Raw genomic sequence first — 16,240 nt, 5'->3', positions numbered from 1 at the left:
CTACGTCAATTTCCTGACGGAAATTGCGCCCGGGCCCGCCCTCGCGGTTTTTGCCTTGCTTCGCAAACAAAAACATCGCTGCGGGCTTCAAATCCCGACGCGGCATAAAGCAGTTTATGCCGCTCCACTCTCTGCCAATAAAAAAGCACCTTTTCAGGTGCTTTTTAACTGGCGGAGAGGGAGGGATTTGAACCCTCGATACAGGAATTAACCTGTATGGCGGTTTAGCAAACCGCTGCCTTCAGCCTCTCGGCCACCTCTCCAAATCGTTACGACTTATATATTATAACAAAATTTAACGAACTTGAAACGCCCTAATTTTTATAATTATATACACCTTGTCCGGCAACTTCATCGGCCCAGAACATCTCATTAAGTTATCGCTCTGTTTCTTATGAACCTAATTGACGACACCCTTTTCAATTTTCTTTAATAAATGTATGAAAACATCCCCTAAATTTCTCTGGTGTTTATTGACTATTTTAATAGCAGAAACAATTTGGTCGTTTTGTTTTGCTTATGATATGCAAGTATGGTGGACGGAAATGGCGAGTGTATTTTTCTTTATAGCATTCTTCGGTCTAACCTATAAAAAATTTCAATTTTCTCGCTTGTCTTACTTCGTTATTTTCGCATTTTGTGTCTTGCAAATTATCGGGGCGTGTTATACGTTTGAACGCGTGCCGTTTGACAAGGTAACACAATTTTTTGGTTTTGAGCGAAACCATTATGATAGGCTTGCCCATTTTACTATCGGCATCAGCGGACTACTCATCAGCGAATTTACGTGGCGTAAAAAAATTATTCCGTCGTTCAAATGGGCCGCCGTGGCAGGCATCATTTTTATCATGGCACTGGCTAATTTTTGGGAACTTGTAGAGTGGATATATGCCGAAGTGGACGGTGGAAGTGCAGGGCTTGCCTTTTTGGGTTCACAAGGCGACATTTGGGACGCCCAAAAAGATATGCTTATGGACACGCTGGGTGCTCTGGTAGGTTGTGCGTTATTTTGCTTTAATTTTTATAAAGCCAAGCGGAATTAAAATAATATGGAAAAATCGGTCTTACACTTTAACGGAACGTGGCGCACTTACCAACAACGTATTTTAGATAATTTATCACTACACTTATCTGACGAAAAACTACACGTCGTTGCCGCACCGGGAGCGGGAAAAACTACACTCGGGCTTGAAATTATTGCCCGCCTAAATACTCCAACCCTGATTTTAACCCCGACCATTACCATCCGCGATCAGTGGAAACAACGCTTAATTGATTCGTTTTTGAACGGGCAGAACGCCGCCGACATTGTATCGGTCAATATACGTGCACCTAAATTCATTACCGTAATTACTTATCAGGCATTATTGGCGGCTTTCTGCGGGAAAGATGAAGAGGCTACAGACACTCCCAAAGAAGAGGAAGAAACAACCAACGAACAAGTATTAAGCCGTCTTTCTCCCCAAAAAGCACAAGAAATTATCACCTTACTTAAACAAGCCCAGATTTCCGTTTTGTGTTTTGACGAAGCCCACCATTTACGTAAAGAATGGTGGAAAGCGTTAGCCTACTTAATGGAACATTTATCTCCGCGGCAAACCGTTTCTCTTACCGCCACACCACCTTATGATGCCGACGGGGCAGAATGGCAACGGTATAGCGAATTATGCGGGCCGATTGATGAAATGATTTCTATTCCCGAACTCGTGCAAAACGGCGATTTATGCCCGCACCAAGATTTCATTCACTTCTCGCGTTTGCGCAAAACCGAGTCCGACGAAATTCGTGCACGCACGGCACGCATTACCGAATTTTTAACGTCGCTTTTGAAAAATGATACACTTATCCAAACGCTTTATGCCTATTTGGAACAACAATCGGTAGAAACAATTTTAGACGAACCCAAAACGCATATCGCGCTGGCCGCGTTTTTACGTCATGCCGGGTTTGCCGTTCCGGCTAATTTTTTAACGTATTTTGATATTAAAGAAAATCAAATTCCCACGTTTTCGCCCGATTATCAACAACTGTTTTTACAATTTGTGTTTCTGAAAAAAGATGCTTTCTTAACGGACGGACAGGAAGATTTCTTTGCCGGGCTTACCCAACAGGCCAAAGAAGCCGGTGTACTCGTGCGAAATAGCGTTTTTACGATAGACGACCCCAAAATCAAACGCACCATTGCCAACAGTTTAGGCAAATTAGACTCCATTGAAGAAATTGTTGCGCTGGAAGCCAAAACGCTGGGAAAAGATTTACGGCTCGTCGTACTGGCTGATTACATTAAATACAACGTAACCGATTGCTCGGCATTGGGAGTTATTCCCATTTGGCAAACACTCAAAAAACATAAGGATATTTCACTGGGTGTTCTGACGGGAAGTATTATTTTAGTACCCAGCCATTTACGTCCGCTTTTAACCGAACGCTTTAACTGCTTACGTGTTAATTTAACGCCTTTTGAGCGGGATGAAAATTTCCTAAAAGTAACCGCGTCGGACAGTTCCCGTTCGGCTTTAGTGAAAGAAATTACCCAACTGTTTAATGAAGGGCATTTAACAGTACTCGTCGGTACGCAAGCACTTTTAGGTGAAGGGTGGGACGCGCCAAGCATCAATTCGCTCATCTTATCCAGCACGGTTAGTTCGTATATGCTCTCTAACCAAATGCGCGGACGTGCTATTCGCAAAGACCGCAACAACCCCGATAAAGTATCTAACATCTGGCATTTGGCATCCGTCAAAATTATGACCGATTGGGAAATTATTAAGCAACGGCTTTCTACCGCTACCGCCACACCCGACGAAGATGAAGCCCTTGTGCAATTACACGACTATCAACAACTTTGCCAACGCTTTCAAGGTTACGAAGCCCCCGGCGAAGACGCCCCTTATACCATTGAAAACGGCATAGACCGCATCTTGCCGGAATTTTTCAAAACGAAATTAAACACATTGTCCGCTAAAGTAATTACCGAAGATTTATTTATCGGGCTTAACAAAGGCATGATGTCCCGCGCCGCCAATCGGGAAAAAACGCGCTGGTTATGGCAGGAAGGCTTTGTAAAACGCTACAACAATGCCGAATTATCCCTACGCAAGGGGGTGCGTCATACGGGCAAAATCAGCGGTTTTTCGTATCGGGGCTATTTTTCTATCGCCACAATTTGGGCGATGATATTTGGTTTATCGTCTTTGCCTTTGCTGCGAACAGAACCCGTCATCACCTTACTACTTTTAGGGGCTTTTTTCGTTATCATGATTAAACCGACATGGTATTACTTGCGCTGTTCCAGCCCCGAAAAAATCATACGGCAAATTGCTATTGTAACGGTAGAAACGTTGGCCGCCATGAAACAAATCAAAGCCAACTTGCAACGAATCAATATCCGTTGCGAAACATGTCCGTTAGACAAAAGCATATTCGTATCGGTGGGAAACGTATCGCCCGAAGAAAACAATTTGATTATGAAGTCCATCCGAGAGATTTTAGATCCGATACAAAATCCGCGTTATTTACTGGTACGAAAAGAATTTTTCGGCATTTGGCCTACTCAAGATTTTTTTGCGGTTCCGTCGGTAATTTCGCAGAAGAAGGAACATGCACAGATTTTTTATCAATTGTGGAAAAAATATATCAGCGAATGCGATTTGATTTTTACCCGCACACCCGAAGGGCGCAAACAGTTATTATATGCGCGTAGCCATGCGTTTTCGTCGTTATTTCGCAAATCACAAAGCAAGCAGGTCAGTCGTTACGAATAAAATACGCTCAACGTAACTCAAGCCATTTCCCCGACGAAAAATCTTTAATTAAAACGTATAATTGGAAGGCGGGGCCATTATAGACATTATCCATACAATTACGGCCGGAATTAAATTGCTACTACCTAGCAAGATCCACCAACGTGTCCATGACAATCCGCTCGTCAAGCCGCAACAAAATTCCACTATTACAGCAATACCAACAAATATGGCTATCAAAAATCCCCATACTATACTGGCACCAAGCATAAATAATTGATCCTTACTTAATAAAAATACACCTATTATCAATAATAAGGAAATGACAAATGTTCCCCCAACAAGCATGATACACCGTACCAAACTCATTCCGATATCTTTTTTCGGAGAAACGATCTCTTTATTTTGGGAAGGTTCTTCAAGTTGATTGGTGTTTTGAATTATTTGCCCCGTATGCATGGTTTGAATTGAAATATCTGTTTTTGCAGTTTTCCATTGACGAACATAATACATACCTCCGGCAATCCACCCAACCAAAGCCAATAACAAAAAAAGCCACGAAAGGATCTCTCCCGTCAAAAGATGTTGCTTTGAATATAACAAGGATACGATCCCGAATCTTAGCACAAATATCCCCAAAGATATTCCAATACTTGCTAACGCAGAAAATCGAAAGACAAACCGAGCAAAACCAAAGAAACCTATAAGTCCAAATAAAATCCACATAATCGGGATTAGTAACATTCTAATAGTCATTTTAACTCCTTGATTTTATAGTATTTAATAATTTGCGTAACTGGTGCCATACTTGCGGGTTTTTGAAATTAGGTTGCCACGTTTGTCCGCCTAAACAATCACTGATCACATATACCGCCGCACACGGTATTTTACGCCGTGCACACATAGCCAATAACGCCGATGTTTCCATATCTACTGTCAAAACGTGATTTTTTTGGTAGTGCTTAATTTCGGCTTTTGTTTCACGGAAAATCGCGTCCGTGCTCCAATTTCTTCCGACGTGGAAATTCATATTTTTCCCGCGAAGTTGGCCTATGAGCCGTGCGGTTAGTTTTTTATCTGCCCGCACGATTTCTTTATGCGTATAATGGGGAGAAGTACCGTCGGCACAAATACTTTCTTCACACACTACCATATCCCCTGGCAAGACTTCTTCTTGCAAACTGCCGGCAAGTCCTACGAAATAAATTTCTTGCACGCCCAAAGCAATGGCTTGTTCAACCGCCAGCACAACCGACGGCCCACCGCAACCAAACCCCGTGATATAACAAAAATCATTTTCGGGCGACACATACACATCTGCCGCTAAAAACCGTTTTTTCCAATTTTCTTGTTTGACAAGCGCCTGCACCAGCGGCGTAAGGGGACACACCACCGCTTTGGACGGTAATTTCAAACCACGGGCCACCGTGTCTACATAAGACTTCGGGGTAACGTAGGCGGCAGAACGGCTTTTTCTAACGGGGGGGAAAATTAAACCCATAAATACTCCTTATCGTGTCTAAATTATACTATATCGCACGCGTAAAAAAATTGTAAAATATAAGAGAAGTAAAAATCTAGGGAGGATGTACCATTATGATTAAAGTAGGTATTAACGGTTTTGGCCGCATCGGTCGTTTCGTATTCCGCGCGGCTCAAGAACGCAAAGACATTGAAATCGTCGGTATTAACGACTTGTGCCCGGTTGACTATTTGGCTTATATGCTCAAATACGATACGATGCACGGACAATTTGAAGGCACCATTGAAGCCGACGTTGAACACAATCAACTTATCGTCAACGGTAAAAAAATCCGCGTAACCGCCGAAAAAGATCCGGCCAACTTGGCTTGGGACAAAGTCGGTGCCGAATATGTGGTAGAATCTACCGGTTTATTCTTGACGCAAGAAAAAGCGCAAGCCCATATCAAAGCCGGTGCTAAATATGTAGTCATGTCTGCTCCGTCTAAAGACACGACCCCGATGTTCGTAGTCGGTGTGAACGAAAAAACCTATGTAAAAGGTACGCAATTTGTTTCTAACGCGTCCTGCACCACCAACTGCTTGGCTCCTATCGCCAAAGTATTAAACGATAACTTCGGTATCGTCAACGGTTTGATGACCACCGTACACTCCACCACCGCCACCCAAAAAACGGTTGACGGCCCGTCTATGAAAGACTGGAGAGGCGGTCGTGCCGCTTCCGGCAACATCATTCCTTCTTCTACCGGTGCTGCTAAAGCCGTAGGTAAAGTTATTCCGGAACTTAACGGTAAATTAACGGGTATCTCTATGCGCGTACCGACCTTGGACGTGTCCGTAGTGGACTTGACCGTTAACTTGGCCAAACCGGCTACCAAAGACGCTATCTGCGCCGCAATGAAAAAAGCCGCTGAAGGCGAACTCAAAGGTATTTTAGGTTATACCGAAGATGCCGTTGTGTCTTCCGACTTTTTGGGCGACAAACGCACCTCTATCTTTGATGCCAATGCCGGTGTATATTTGACCGACACGTTCGTCAAAGTAGTATCTTGGTACGATAACGAAATCGGCTACTCCAACAAAGTGCTCGATTTAATCGCTCACATGGCCAGCGTAAACAAATAAGTTTGCGTAAGCATTTCGTAACAAAGCCCCCGCTCATTAGAGCGGGGGTTCTTATATAAAAAAACTTTTTTCATGTATAAATTTTCTCAACATTCCGATGAGAAAAAAATAATTATTAAAAAAATACTTGCAAAATTTTTTTGAAATAGTTACAATAATACGTATGCAAAAAAACGCAACGATGTTTATTACCCTGATTACCGACGTGGTTATTACCACGGCGGCGATGGTTGCGTTGCGTGCTTCCTTGGCCGCTCTACTTATTAAATGTAAAGTTCAGTCCGGAAGGTTATTAGTTACAGACCGATAAAATTTGAATTAAATAATATACTCACCCGGACTTGAACTTAACAAGTCCGGGTGTTTTTTTGTGTGAGGAAAATGACACCTAAAATAAAAATTACTGTATTTTTGTGTATCGCCGGAGTATTACCGGTGCATGCGCAATATGCAATTACACAGGCCGCCGAAACCATCGGTCAAGTGGCCCATGCTAGCGCTATCGCCAGTGAACGTGTGTTAAACACCATGCAAGGGTTAGCAGCCGCTCCGGCTATCGCCCCGGCGTTTACACCGTCCCTTCCGTTAACGCCGACCAGAGTCTGGGTAGAAACGGTACCGCTTCCCGAACCGGCCCCGCAAACGAAAGAACGTTCTTGGTTGGAACAACAACGGCGTAATATCAAAGCCTGGCAATTAAAGCAGCAACGCGCGCAACTGGCCATATTGCGGCAAGCAATCGCCGCACTTCCGCAATTGCGTGTGGAAAGTGCTTTTCAAGCAACAGATTTGACTCCTTACCGCATTGAACAAATTTCAACGCAACAAATGCCGCCTTTGCCGGCTTTAACACGTCCGGGGTACTTATACCGGGGCTTAGGCTTATCTGCACAAGGAGAAGAGATGCGCAATATCTTTCAAAACGGCTTACGGATTTGTGATGTAGGGAGAAACTCCAACTGTTTGTTACTGGCAATGTCCAGTTCGGCCCACAGCGCGGCAGCGGTAACATCTATCAAATATACCAATTTAACCAAAAAACCCAAATTGGCTTTAGATTATGCGCTGCGAAATTCGCGATATGTGGAAAACGGGATTCCCGCTATTGTGATAGTAACAGGATCTGAAGATAACGGGAAAATCGTTCAACAAGTAACCCATGATATTCCGGCCGATCATATAGAAGGCATGCTGGTATTGATGAATATAGAAGATAAACCCACTTGGTGTCTGGTGCAATTACAAGAAGAGCACTTCGTGATTACACCGTATGAAACTAAAACCTCCGACTAACAAAAACCCCCGCTTAAAAAGTGGGGGTTTTTCATCAATAATAAATTTAATCTTATTTAGCGGCGTGAAAGATGTGGCTAAACGACACAGAAACGCCAATATACACGTTTTCACCGCGCGGGCCGATATACTTGCCTTGGGCTGTATAATAACTCACAAACGGGGCTACATACAAGTTCTTATACACTTGTACATCTAAACGCGCGTTTGTTTCAAATTCCCAATCTAAATCGGTAGGGTGGGTTTCGGTCGTATCTAAATAATCGCGGTACATAGCATCCCACTTAAAAATAACACCTTCACGCACCGGAAGTTCCAATTTGAATCCGGTTTCCCACGCCAATTTAGAGGCATACGGCTCATAGGTAAAATCGCGTTCACCGACAATAGCCGCATATAAACTCTTTAGATATTTCCCTTCAAACAATTTGGCGCCGGCCATCGCACGTAAAATGCGCGTGCGGGGGGCATTGTCAGGCTTGGTAAATTCCGTTTCGTAGCCGATATTAGCAAATGGGCCGGCTTCAAAACCGCCTAAAAAATCATCTACGTGCCACAAGCGCTGCGTATAACCGGTGGTGAATAAAATTTTATCAGCATTTTCGTTTGTTAAAGTTTCACCATTTACCGGACGGATTTTTGTACGGCCATAATCCATAGTTAACTCGTTATTCCATAAAAAATGCTCGGCATGGTAATCGGCGATAGAATCCCAACTGCCACGTACGGCTGTTTGAGAATCAGACGTAAGACGAGCATCGGAAAAGCCTTGATAATCTTGGGCGTTTTGCACTTCGGTAGAAGTCAGATCAAACGCGAGTTTTTTAATTTCTACTTGCCAGCCCCGTTTAGCATCTTGGGCCAGTGCGGCAGTCGTGCATAACGCACATAAAACCGCTAAAATTACTTTTTTCATATAACTCCTTTACACAAAAAATAAGACTACCGTCTGGCAATCTTATTTCTATTGTATCGTTTTTGGAGAGGAAGTTCAAATAAAAACTCCCCGCAGAATAAATTTCTTTGGGGAGTTTTTGTCTTACAAAGACGTCAGGTTAAGCGGCTTTTTTGATTTTGGCAATTAACGCCAACAAATACACCACACCTACCGTAATTACAATGACGGAACCCGTTTGGGAACCCATCATATCGGACATAAAGCCCATGATAGGCGGGAATACCGCACCACCGATAAGGCCCATAATCATCAAGCCGGAAATTTCGTTCTTTTTCTCCGGTTTATGCAAGATGGCTTGCGAGAAGATGATCGGGAAGATGTTGGAGTTGCCCAACCCGATTAACGCTACACAGGTAAATAACGCACCTTGCGTGTTAAACGCGAACAAGCCCACCATCGCCAACAGCATAAATACTACGCTGACGGCAAACACAATTTTGGCCGAGATCTTGGACAATAAGAACGAACCCGTAAAGCAGCCAATCGTACGGAAGATGAAATAAATCCCCGTCGCTTTCATAGCGGCTTCGGTAGCAAGACCTACTTTGTCCATTAAGATTTGCGGGGCAGCCGTGTTGGTACCTACGTCAATACCCACGTGGCACATAATACCGATGAAGCAGAGTAAAATCGTGCCGTCACCGAGTAAGGCCAAGCATTCGGTAAACGTAGAAGGTTTGCCGGTGATTTCTTCTTCTTTGATTTTTTCTTTACCCAAGAAGATCAACGCGAGCACACATTCTACGGCGAAGATGGCATACATAAGCGCCCAATTGTTATATTTGGCAGCCACAAACGGAGCAATTACCGTAGCGCTCCACGACGCAATGGCTTTTACGAATTGACCAAAGGTCATCGTGCTGGCGAGTTTGTCGCCCGTAACAATGTTGGACACTAACGGGTTGAGTGATACTTGCATAAGCGCGTTACCAATACCGAGTAACGAGAAGGACACCATCAAAAGGGCCAAACTCTTTACCGGGATAAGCGGCAACAAAAGCGCGCCTAAGGTTACCCACAAACTGATGAGTACCGTTTTGCGGCGGCCGATTTTGTTCATCAACATCCCTGTCGGAACAGAGAAAATTAAGAACCAGAAAAATACGGCGGACGAGCAAAGAAAGGCTTGGAAGTTATTCAACGCAAAGTCTTTCTTAACAAAGTTCGCAGCGGTGCCCACGCTATCGACAAAGCCCATAGCGAAGAAAGCGAGCATTACCGGAACTAGTTTTGCAACTAATGAACTATTTTTTTGTTCGGTCATATAATCTCCTATTTATTTTGCACAGGGTGCTTTTTCATATTCCGGCCAAGCCCCTGTTTTCGTGCAAACAAAAGCGGATATTTCTACGGCTTGTTTGTGTGCTTCTTTGAGCGATTTACCGGCTAAAATGCCTTGTACAAACGCGCCCGAGAACGCATCACCCGCGCCGACGGTATCGGCTACGGTTACTTTGGGCGTATCAATACGAGAAGTTCCCGTCTTGGAATAGACGTAACTGTATTTATCGCCGGCCGTAATGATGACATATTTCAAGTTATATTTATCCATGAAGAATTTGCAGAATTCTTCTTCATTGGTGCTGATACCGAACATCTTGCTGATGACTTCCAATTCTTCGTCGTTGACTTTGAAGATATTGGCTAGTTGCAAGAGTTCTTCAATCAGTTCTTTGGAATAATAATGTTGGCGTAAGTTAATATCGTAGAAACGCAAGGCTTCGGGGCGGGCATATTTTAAAAGCGTGGTAACAGTGTTCTTAGAATCTTGATTGCGCAAGGACAAAGTACCATAGCAAATCGCATCGGCCCGTTTGACTAGATCAATCGCGTTTTGGGTAAGCGGGATATGATCCCACGCCACGTTTTCAATAATGGTATAACTGGGAATACCGTTATTTAATTCTACTTTTACGCTACCCGTCGGGTAGGAGGAAAGAGTATCAATGTAATAAGCGATGTGGTTTTTGTCCAATTCTTGTAAAATTTCCGTACCGAACGGATCATTACCCACCGCACTGATTGCATAACCTTCAGCGCCAAGTTGCGTGGCATGATACACAAAATTGATTGGCGCGCCACCTGCACGTTTTCCTGTGGGGAAAACATCCCAAAGGAGTTCCCCAACTCCGACTACTACTGGTTTTTTATTTTCCATAGTATCCTCTTCTTTGTAAGATTTTTACTCCTTATGAGTTTAGTGTATCAGTTTTCCGGGTGCGTGTCAATAAAATTTCACGTCAATTTTTACTCGTAAAAATGGCCTTAAAAATTAAGCATAAAAAAGGGGGGAAAAAGAAGATTTATTTTTTCCTTTAACCGATCTGTTTTTATGAAAATTTATCATAAAAAACTCCCCACGAATTTATTTCGCGGGGAGTTAAAAACCAACTTAAAACAACTTAGTGTGCGCGGGCTGCGGCAACGGCTTCATCCGCTTTACGCGCGGCGTTAAACATTACGTCCTGAATAATTTGCGGATAGTTCTTAATCACCGCATCATTCTTCACAAAGTCTTCATACGATTGTGAATACCCTTGCGGATGGGTTTGCACATAACGAGAGAACAACACTGTTGGCGCGGCATCCTTTAAATATTCCACTTGTTCTTCCGTATATTGCCCGGTACGATACATTTGCAAAGCAGTTTCCCAGGCGTTTTCGTTAATCATACGACCTTGTGTTAAAGTGACGTGCAACGGATTGCCATTCACTTTAAGGGATTTGTAGTAGTTATTAACCACAGAACTAAGGATCCAACCATCAAATCGATGGCTTGCTTGTTCCAGTCCTTCAATGCCCTTAATCGTAGAGGCTTCAAAGAAACCACGCAACATATGATCCAAAGCCGTCATATAATAAGTATGTTTAGGATCAATCGGTTGCCATTGTCCGTTTACGCGGATATACACTTGCAACGTGTTCAATTCAACTTGATCGGCAGCATTTACTACAACTTTACCTTTTTTGTCCAACTTGGGAGTAAATGATACCAAGACATTATCCGAATAAGCGAAGTTAGCAAAAATTTGCTTGGGCGTCGTTTTGTTCTTCGGATCCACATACGACATCTTAATATTGCGGCGAACAAACTCTTCGAATTGTTTACCGGTAATCGGCAACACACTCGGGAATTCCTGATACGGAGCATCTTGCACGATTTCTCTGGCCGTTACTTTGCCGGAGAAGGGGGTACCGTCATCACGTTTAGCACGGCCGGAGTTCATGCTGCTGGACGTACCAATAATATCTTGAGCAGAAATACCGTCTTCAACCAATCTGGGGGTAACAGCCTGTTGTAAAATATTGGCTAATTGATCCGGACCGGTAGCATCAATGCCTACGGCATCTACGCCTACTTCGTTTGTTAACGGTTTTCCATCAAAGATTACCATGACATCATCTAACTTCAAATCGCGTACCCGTTCCGTATAAGCCCACACATCTTTGGCTTGCGGAGTTTGAAGCGATACATTGCTTAAAGAAATAATATCGTGGCGAACCTGCGGGGCACCCATGGTTCCGTCAGCGGCCCGTGGCTGAAATTTAAAGGTGAGTATTGCCATGCTTTCGGCATAAGCCCCCGATTCCACAAACAGCGGGCCGTCTGCTCCCAACGGATAATCTGCCATCATTTGGTGCTTATGTCCACCAAAAACGGCAATAATTTTGGCTCTATCTTGCGGGGGCAAATCTTTAATAACTTCTAAGACGGAGTTGTTTGTCGGATCACCGATACGAGTATCTAAATGAGATTGGTGAGCCATAATAATTACACCATCCACCTCATTACCATTTTTTATGGAGGTAAAGAATCTATCTAACGTTTCCCGGGCAGTGGCAAACCCCTTTTCCATACCGGCAGGAGCGTCGGTTGTACCGGGCCCTTCCATGGGGATGCCGACAAAAGCAATACGTACCGGTTTATCGGCTACCAATTTGCCTTCCGGTGTTTCTCTTTGAGCCGGGAATTCTTTAATAGCCCAAGGATGATAGAAATCTTCCATACCAACTAAACGTTTTACGTCCGTGGCTAACAAGGCAAAGGGATCATGAATTCTACGCATGAATTTAAGAATATCCCGCACACTGGAACCCTTATCATCCAAATCATGGTTACCCAATGTAGAAAATTTTGCTTTTAAATAATGTAAGTTGCGGGCAATAAGTAACGGACGATTATTGACTTCAGCAGCCCCCGTTTCGTCACCAATAGTTACGAAAGTATAGTTTGGATCAAGAGCTTCCATTTGCGTATTAACTTCCACTGCAGGGGCAATACCACCGGTTACAGTACCGTCTTTCTGATTCGGTTTAGAGAACATCCGGCCATGAATATCACTCATAAATCCGACATGCACTACACTGCCGGCAGCCGGCGCTTGTTTAGAAAATAATTGAGGGATATCAGTTGCTTTAAACGGAACAGCCTGTCCGATTTCGCTACCATAAATAGTTAATTCCGGAGAAGGGGGAGCCTGTGCTTTATTGGTTTTGACATCAGTCGTTTTAAACCCTTTCGGATCAGTGCCTGCCGTCTCCGACGAAACCGCAGCATTCGGTGCCATTTCCGGCGCAGCCGGATCCGCCAACGGTACGGCAGCTGCTTCACGTGCTTCTTTAATAGATTTGGCATAGGTTAACACCACTTGGTGGTTTTGATCTAACGAGGCTCTCCACCAACCGGCTTTTCCATCTATAGATACCCACACCAACACGTCTGAAATTTGATCCGGAGCGACATCGGCAAAATTCAACCGAGACGTATGATTAACCGGACGTCTAATTAAAACCGGAGTATGACCGAATTGGGCAAACTGTTGCGCATAACGGATGGCTTGCGCCACATTATCATCAAAGGAGACCGCATCATACCGGGTATCCCCTTTACGCAACCCGTTTTCCAAAATTTTACGCAAATCTTCCGGTGTTTTAATCAGGTGGAAATTCATCCCTCTGTACGCATATCCAGGTTCTACAAATCCTTCGGGTAGTAAATTGAAGGATTGTGCCAAGAATAAGTTCTCAGCCGTGCCGGTTTTGGCTTGGTTCCGATATAATTTCCCCGTCAGACTGGTTGCCGGGATTGTGATCGGGCCTTCTGCACCTTTGGAATAAATATCAAGTAACGAGGAACTTTTTCCACTGGTACCGATAGCGCCGGGTATAGCCGCTCCGGTTACTGCAGCCATAGAAGCGGCAGCAAAATCTTCCGGAATATCTGCACTGCCGGCTAACGTAGAGGCCGCAGCAGCAGTCGCTGCCAAGGCAACAAAGGCTTTAGGATCAGATTTAAGGCGATCAAAGAAGGCTTTAATTTTTTCCATGATTTCAGGGCCTTCTAACGTGAAATTATCTTTTAATTTAATAGAACGATTCCCTATTTTCTTACCTAATTCGTTAATACCGACATCAAGTGCTCCGTCAATACCGGTTTTTCCACCCATACCACGTCCATGGATAATCTCACGGTAGGCTACACCCATAATGAAGGAGATACAAGCCGCCGGGACAAGATATCCGGTAATAACGCCGGCCGCATCAGCTAACGCTGCCATACCGGGGGAAATAAAGGCTCCACCCACGATGGCTGTTAACATGACACCGGTAATTTCGTTCACTTTAGAAATATCTTTCTTTTGGGCTTTACCTAATAATACAGGGAAGATGTTTCCGTAACCTAACCCGGTTAATACAAGCCCGGTTAAGGCGGCAATATCATTTCCGGTTAACACAAGACCTAACCCTGCTAAGGCGGAAATCGTAGAGCCGATTAACGTTTTATCTTCACCCCATTTTTTCAAAATAGCCGGAGCAAATGTACGGGCTAAAATAATTGGTAACATGGTGGTTAAGAAAGCCACCGTTCCGGTAAATTCGGACGAAATACCTAATTCGCCTAACATGACCGGTGTAGAAGACAACACACCGATTTCCGCACCGATGTAAGCAAACCCGGCAGCGGCTAATAAGGCGATATCTTTATCTTTTAATACTTTAAATGTTTCAGTAAAGGAAGATACTTTCGCCGGTTTGGCTTCGGCAATCTTAACGGTTGACAACACCGCTAAACCACCTGCAAAGAACGCCGTATAGACAGGATACAAAGCCGTCCAGTCAAATCCGAGCATCGGGAGCAAACCGGGAGCGATAAAACCAAGGGCTATCGGAATACCTTTAATAGCATCCCCTTTGGTTAAGTTCGCGGTCATAGCGGCATCGGTGGCAGAGGCTTCTGCTACAATAGCACTGGCTCCGGATTTAAGCATGGTAGAACCCATACAAATCAGCGCAATAGAACCTAACATAGCATAGAATTGACTGATATTGGTGGCTTCAAAATGCCCGCTCATACCGAAGAACATCGGCAAAGCAGTACCGATAGCGGCAGTAGCCGCCCCTAATTTCATCACATTTACTTTACCGATTTTAGATTGCAACACACTAATCGGTACCGAGAACGCAAACATGGAGAACCCGGCTAACGGAATAAGTGACGCAATAAATTGGGAAATACCAAAGGTATCTTTTGCCAAAGCAACCGCCGGAGATACGAAATCTCCAAAGCCTGTAATCATGAAAGAGTATAAGATAGCAAGTAACGGCGCCTTTTTAGCGATATTTAACACACGTGCTTCGGCCAAGGTTAAACCGGTTTTTTCTGCCGCGGCAGAGACTTCGGCTCCACCGTTCTCTACACCGGCTTCTTTTTCAATATCGTCCACGACTTTCTTGGCTTGTTTAGCAAATTGTGCTTTTTCAGCGGCGCTTCCGCCTGCCAAAGAAGCCCCTTTAGAAATAGAAGTTTTGGTCCCACCGAAGAAGGGGAACATACTAGCCAACATACCGGTTCCCAACGTAAATGCTTCAGGCGCCACGCCGGTAACACCCATCGTAGTTGCAATAGCAGAACCTATTACAAGGGTACCAATTCCAAGGCCCATTGATTTCAACATCGTAGGCGGTGTGATACGTAAATTCAAAGTCTCCCGTACCCCTTGCATCCATGACGATTGGGACGATTGCGTAGTCACCGTTTGCGCAGCATCATCAGCTGCTTCTTCCGCACGCGGAGCATCCGCCGCTACCGGTTCGGCCGATTTCACTTTAGGAGAAGGAGTAAACCAACCTTTAACTTTATTAGTTATACGATTCCATAAATTATCTTTCGGTGCAGGTTCAGCAACTACCACTTCTTCATTAGGACCACCGGTTCCTTCATGACAGACACCATTTTCATCTATCCAACGAGGATTTAATCCGCTGCATTCTTGCCCGACAGGTTCTTGATATTCCACTACGGCACTCGGCACAGGTTCCACCGGAACGACATCGCGAACCTGAGGAGTCACCGTAACGATATCAGCGGCAGGGGGAATAATTAAAGAATGAGCATCTGTGCCAATAGTCAAATCGCCGCCGTCAATTGTTACAGGCGTTTGTCCATTGGCTACATTAGAAGAAACCGAAAGATTATTTTCTAATCGTACAGAAGGGCCTACATTATTTTCGGCTAAAACTTGTTCCACTTTGCCCTGCGTAAGTTTGCCTTGCACGGCTTTACGCAAGTTCAACATGGCTTCTGTCATTTCTACGCTTTCTACCGTGTTGGCCACCACTAACGGATTGTAACGCCCTA

At 44.2% G+C, this 16,240-nt stretch carries 12 protein-coding genes and 1 tRNA gene; 6 read left to right on the top strand and 7 right to left on the bottom strand.

From position 1 onward, the window contains the following. A partial coding sequence (locus ACQY3H_RS07180; protein WP_428075994.1) for a hypothetical protein occupies nucleotides 1-211 on the top strand: 211 nt, incomplete at its 5' end. Here the strand turns inward: ACQY3H_RS07180 and ACQY3H_RS07175 are convergent. Next, a tRNA-Ser gene (locus ACQY3H_RS07175) sits at nucleotides 170-263 on the bottom strand. The two genes, ACQY3H_RS07180 and ACQY3H_RS07175, sit on opposite strands and share 42 nt — an antisense overlap. A gap of 177 nt (nucleotides 264-440) precedes the next feature. On the opposite strand from ACQY3H_RS07175, the gene ACQY3H_RS07170 reads away from it, so the two are divergent. Together ACQY3H_RS07170 and ACQY3H_RS07165 are read left to right on the top strand one after the other, a co-directional pair. Beyond that, nucleotides 441-1,043 carry a DUF2238 domain-containing protein gene (locus ACQY3H_RS07170; protein WP_428075992.1) on the top strand — a complete coding sequence of 201 codons (603 nt, stop codon included), beginning with the start codon at nucleotides 441-443 and terminating at the stop codon, nucleotides 1,041-1,043. Nucleotides 1,044-1,049: 6 nt separating this feature from the next. Next, entirely contained in the window at nucleotides 1,050-3,764 is a 2,715-nt protein-coding gene (locus tag ACQY3H_RS07165) for a DEAD/DEAH box helicase family protein (protein WP_428075991.1), read from the top strand. A 48-nt stretch (nucleotides 3,765-3,812) separates the two neighbouring features. On the opposite strand, the gene ACQY3H_RS07160 is transcribed toward ACQY3H_RS07165, so the two are convergent. Further along, nucleotides 3,813-4,499, bottom strand: coding sequence for a hypothetical protein (locus ACQY3H_RS07160; protein ID WP_428075989.1), 687 nt, complete (start codon nucleotides 4,497-4,499; stop codon nucleotides 3,813-3,815). Between the two features lies 1 nt (nucleotide 4,500). Beyond that, nucleotides 4,501-5,244 (bottom strand): nucleoside phosphorylase, encoded by a 744-nt coding sequence (locus tag ACQY3H_RS07155; protein WP_428075988.1) that lies wholly within the window; start codon nucleotides 5,242-5,244, stop codon nucleotides 4,501-4,503. Nucleotides 5,245-5,339: 95 nt separating this feature from the next. Here ACQY3H_RS07155 and gap point away from each other — a divergent pair, with 95 nt between their 5' ends. The 3 genes from gap to ACQY3H_RS07140 all read left to right on the top strand — a co-directional run bounded on the left by gap (nucleotide 5,340) and on the right by ACQY3H_RS07140 (nucleotide 7,643). After that, nucleotides 5,340-6,350, top strand: coding sequence for a type I glyceraldehyde-3-phosphate dehydrogenase (gene gap / locus ACQY3H_RS07150; RefSeq protein ID WP_428075986.1), 1,011 nt, complete (start codon nucleotides 5,340-5,342; stop codon nucleotides 6,348-6,350). 163 nt (nucleotides 6,351-6,513) lie between these two features. Next, nucleotides 6,514-6,660 carry a hypothetical protein gene (locus ACQY3H_RS07145; protein ID WP_428075984.1) on the top strand — a complete coding sequence of 49 codons (147 nt, stop codon included), beginning with the start codon at nucleotides 6,514-6,516 and terminating at the stop codon, nucleotides 6,658-6,660. Nucleotides 6,661-6,731: 71 nt separating this feature from the next. After that, complete coding sequence (locus ACQY3H_RS07140; protein ID WP_428075983.1) at nucleotides 6,732-7,643, top strand: hypothetical protein; 912 nt, start codon at nucleotides 6,732-6,734, stop codon at nucleotides 7,641-7,643. A gap of 52 nt (nucleotides 7,644-7,695) precedes the next feature. On the opposite strand, the gene ACQY3H_RS07135 is transcribed toward ACQY3H_RS07140, so the two are convergent. The 4 genes from ACQY3H_RS07135 to ACQY3H_RS07120 form a co-directional block, all read right to left on the bottom strand. Then, nucleotides 7,696-8,559: a hypothetical protein gene (locus ACQY3H_RS07135; protein ID WP_428075981.1), complete on the bottom strand. Its 864-nt coding sequence runs from the start codon at nucleotides 8,557-8,559 to the stop codon at nucleotides 7,696-7,698. A gap of 139 nt (nucleotides 8,560-8,698) precedes the next feature. Beyond that, nucleotides 8,699-9,865 carry an MFS transporter gene (locus ACQY3H_RS07130; protein ID WP_428075979.1) on the bottom strand — a complete coding sequence of 389 codons (1,167 nt, stop codon included), beginning with the start codon at nucleotides 9,863-9,865 and terminating at the stop codon, nucleotides 8,699-8,701. A 12-nt stretch (nucleotides 9,866-9,877) separates the two neighbouring features. Continuing rightward, complete coding sequence (locus ACQY3H_RS07125) at nucleotides 9,878-10,759, bottom strand: carbohydrate kinase family protein (protein ID WP_428075978.1); 882 nt, start codon at nucleotides 10,757-10,759, stop codon at nucleotides 9,878-9,880. Nucleotides 10,760-11,003: 244 nt separating this feature from the next. After that, nucleotides 11,004-16,240, bottom strand: a 5,237-nt coding sequence (locus ACQY3H_RS07120) for an MFS transporter (protein WP_428075976.1), incomplete at its 5' end; no start/stop codon positions are given.

It is taken from the genome of Candidatus Avelusimicrobium luingense, from assembly GCF_902757105.1.
Taxonomy (GTDB): Bacteria; Elusimicrobiota; Elusimicrobia; order Elusimicrobiales; family Elusimicrobiaceae; genus Avelusimicrobium; species Avelusimicrobium luingense.
This window is presented reverse-complemented; position numbering and strand designations above follow the sequence as displayed.

Excerpts from the sequence above, each read along its gene's own strand:
- ACQY3H_RS07170 (WP_428075992.1), top strand. The coding sequence starts at position 441 with ATGAAAACATCCCCTAAATTTCTCTGGTGTTTATTGACTATTTTAATA.
- ACQY3H_RS07165 (WP_428075991.1), top strand. The coding sequence starts at position 1,050 with ATGGAAAAATCGGTCTTACACTTTAACGGAACGTGGCGCACTTACCAA.
- ACQY3H_RS07160 (WP_428075989.1), bottom strand. The coding sequence starts at position 4,499 with ATGACTATTAGAATGTTACTAATCCCGATTATGTGGATTTTATTTGGA.
- ACQY3H_RS07155 (WP_428075988.1), bottom strand. The coding sequence starts at position 5,244 with ATGGGTTTAATTTTCCCCCCCGTTAGAAAAAGCCGTTCTGCCGCCTAC.
- gap (WP_428075986.1), top strand. The coding sequence starts at position 5,340 with ATGATTAAAGTAGGTATTAACGGTTTTGGCCGCATCGGTCGTTTCGTA.
- ACQY3H_RS07145 (WP_428075984.1), top strand. The coding sequence starts at position 6,514 with ATGCAAAAAAACGCAACGATGTTTATTACCCTGATTACCGACGTGGTT.
- ACQY3H_RS07140 (WP_428075983.1), top strand. The coding sequence starts at position 6,732 with ATGACACCTAAAATAAAAATTACTGTATTTTTGTGTATCGCCGGAGTA.
- ACQY3H_RS07135 (WP_428075981.1), bottom strand. The coding sequence starts at position 8,559 with ATGAAAAAAGTAATTTTAGCGGTTTTATGTGCGTTATGCACGACTGCC.
- ACQY3H_RS07130 (WP_428075979.1), bottom strand. The coding sequence starts at position 9,865 with ATGACCGAACAAAAAAATAGTTCATTAGTTGCAAAACTAGTTCCGGTA.
- ACQY3H_RS07125 (WP_428075978.1), bottom strand. The coding sequence starts at position 10,759 with ATGGAAAATAAAAAACCAGTAGTAGTCGGAGTTGGGGAACTCCTTTGG.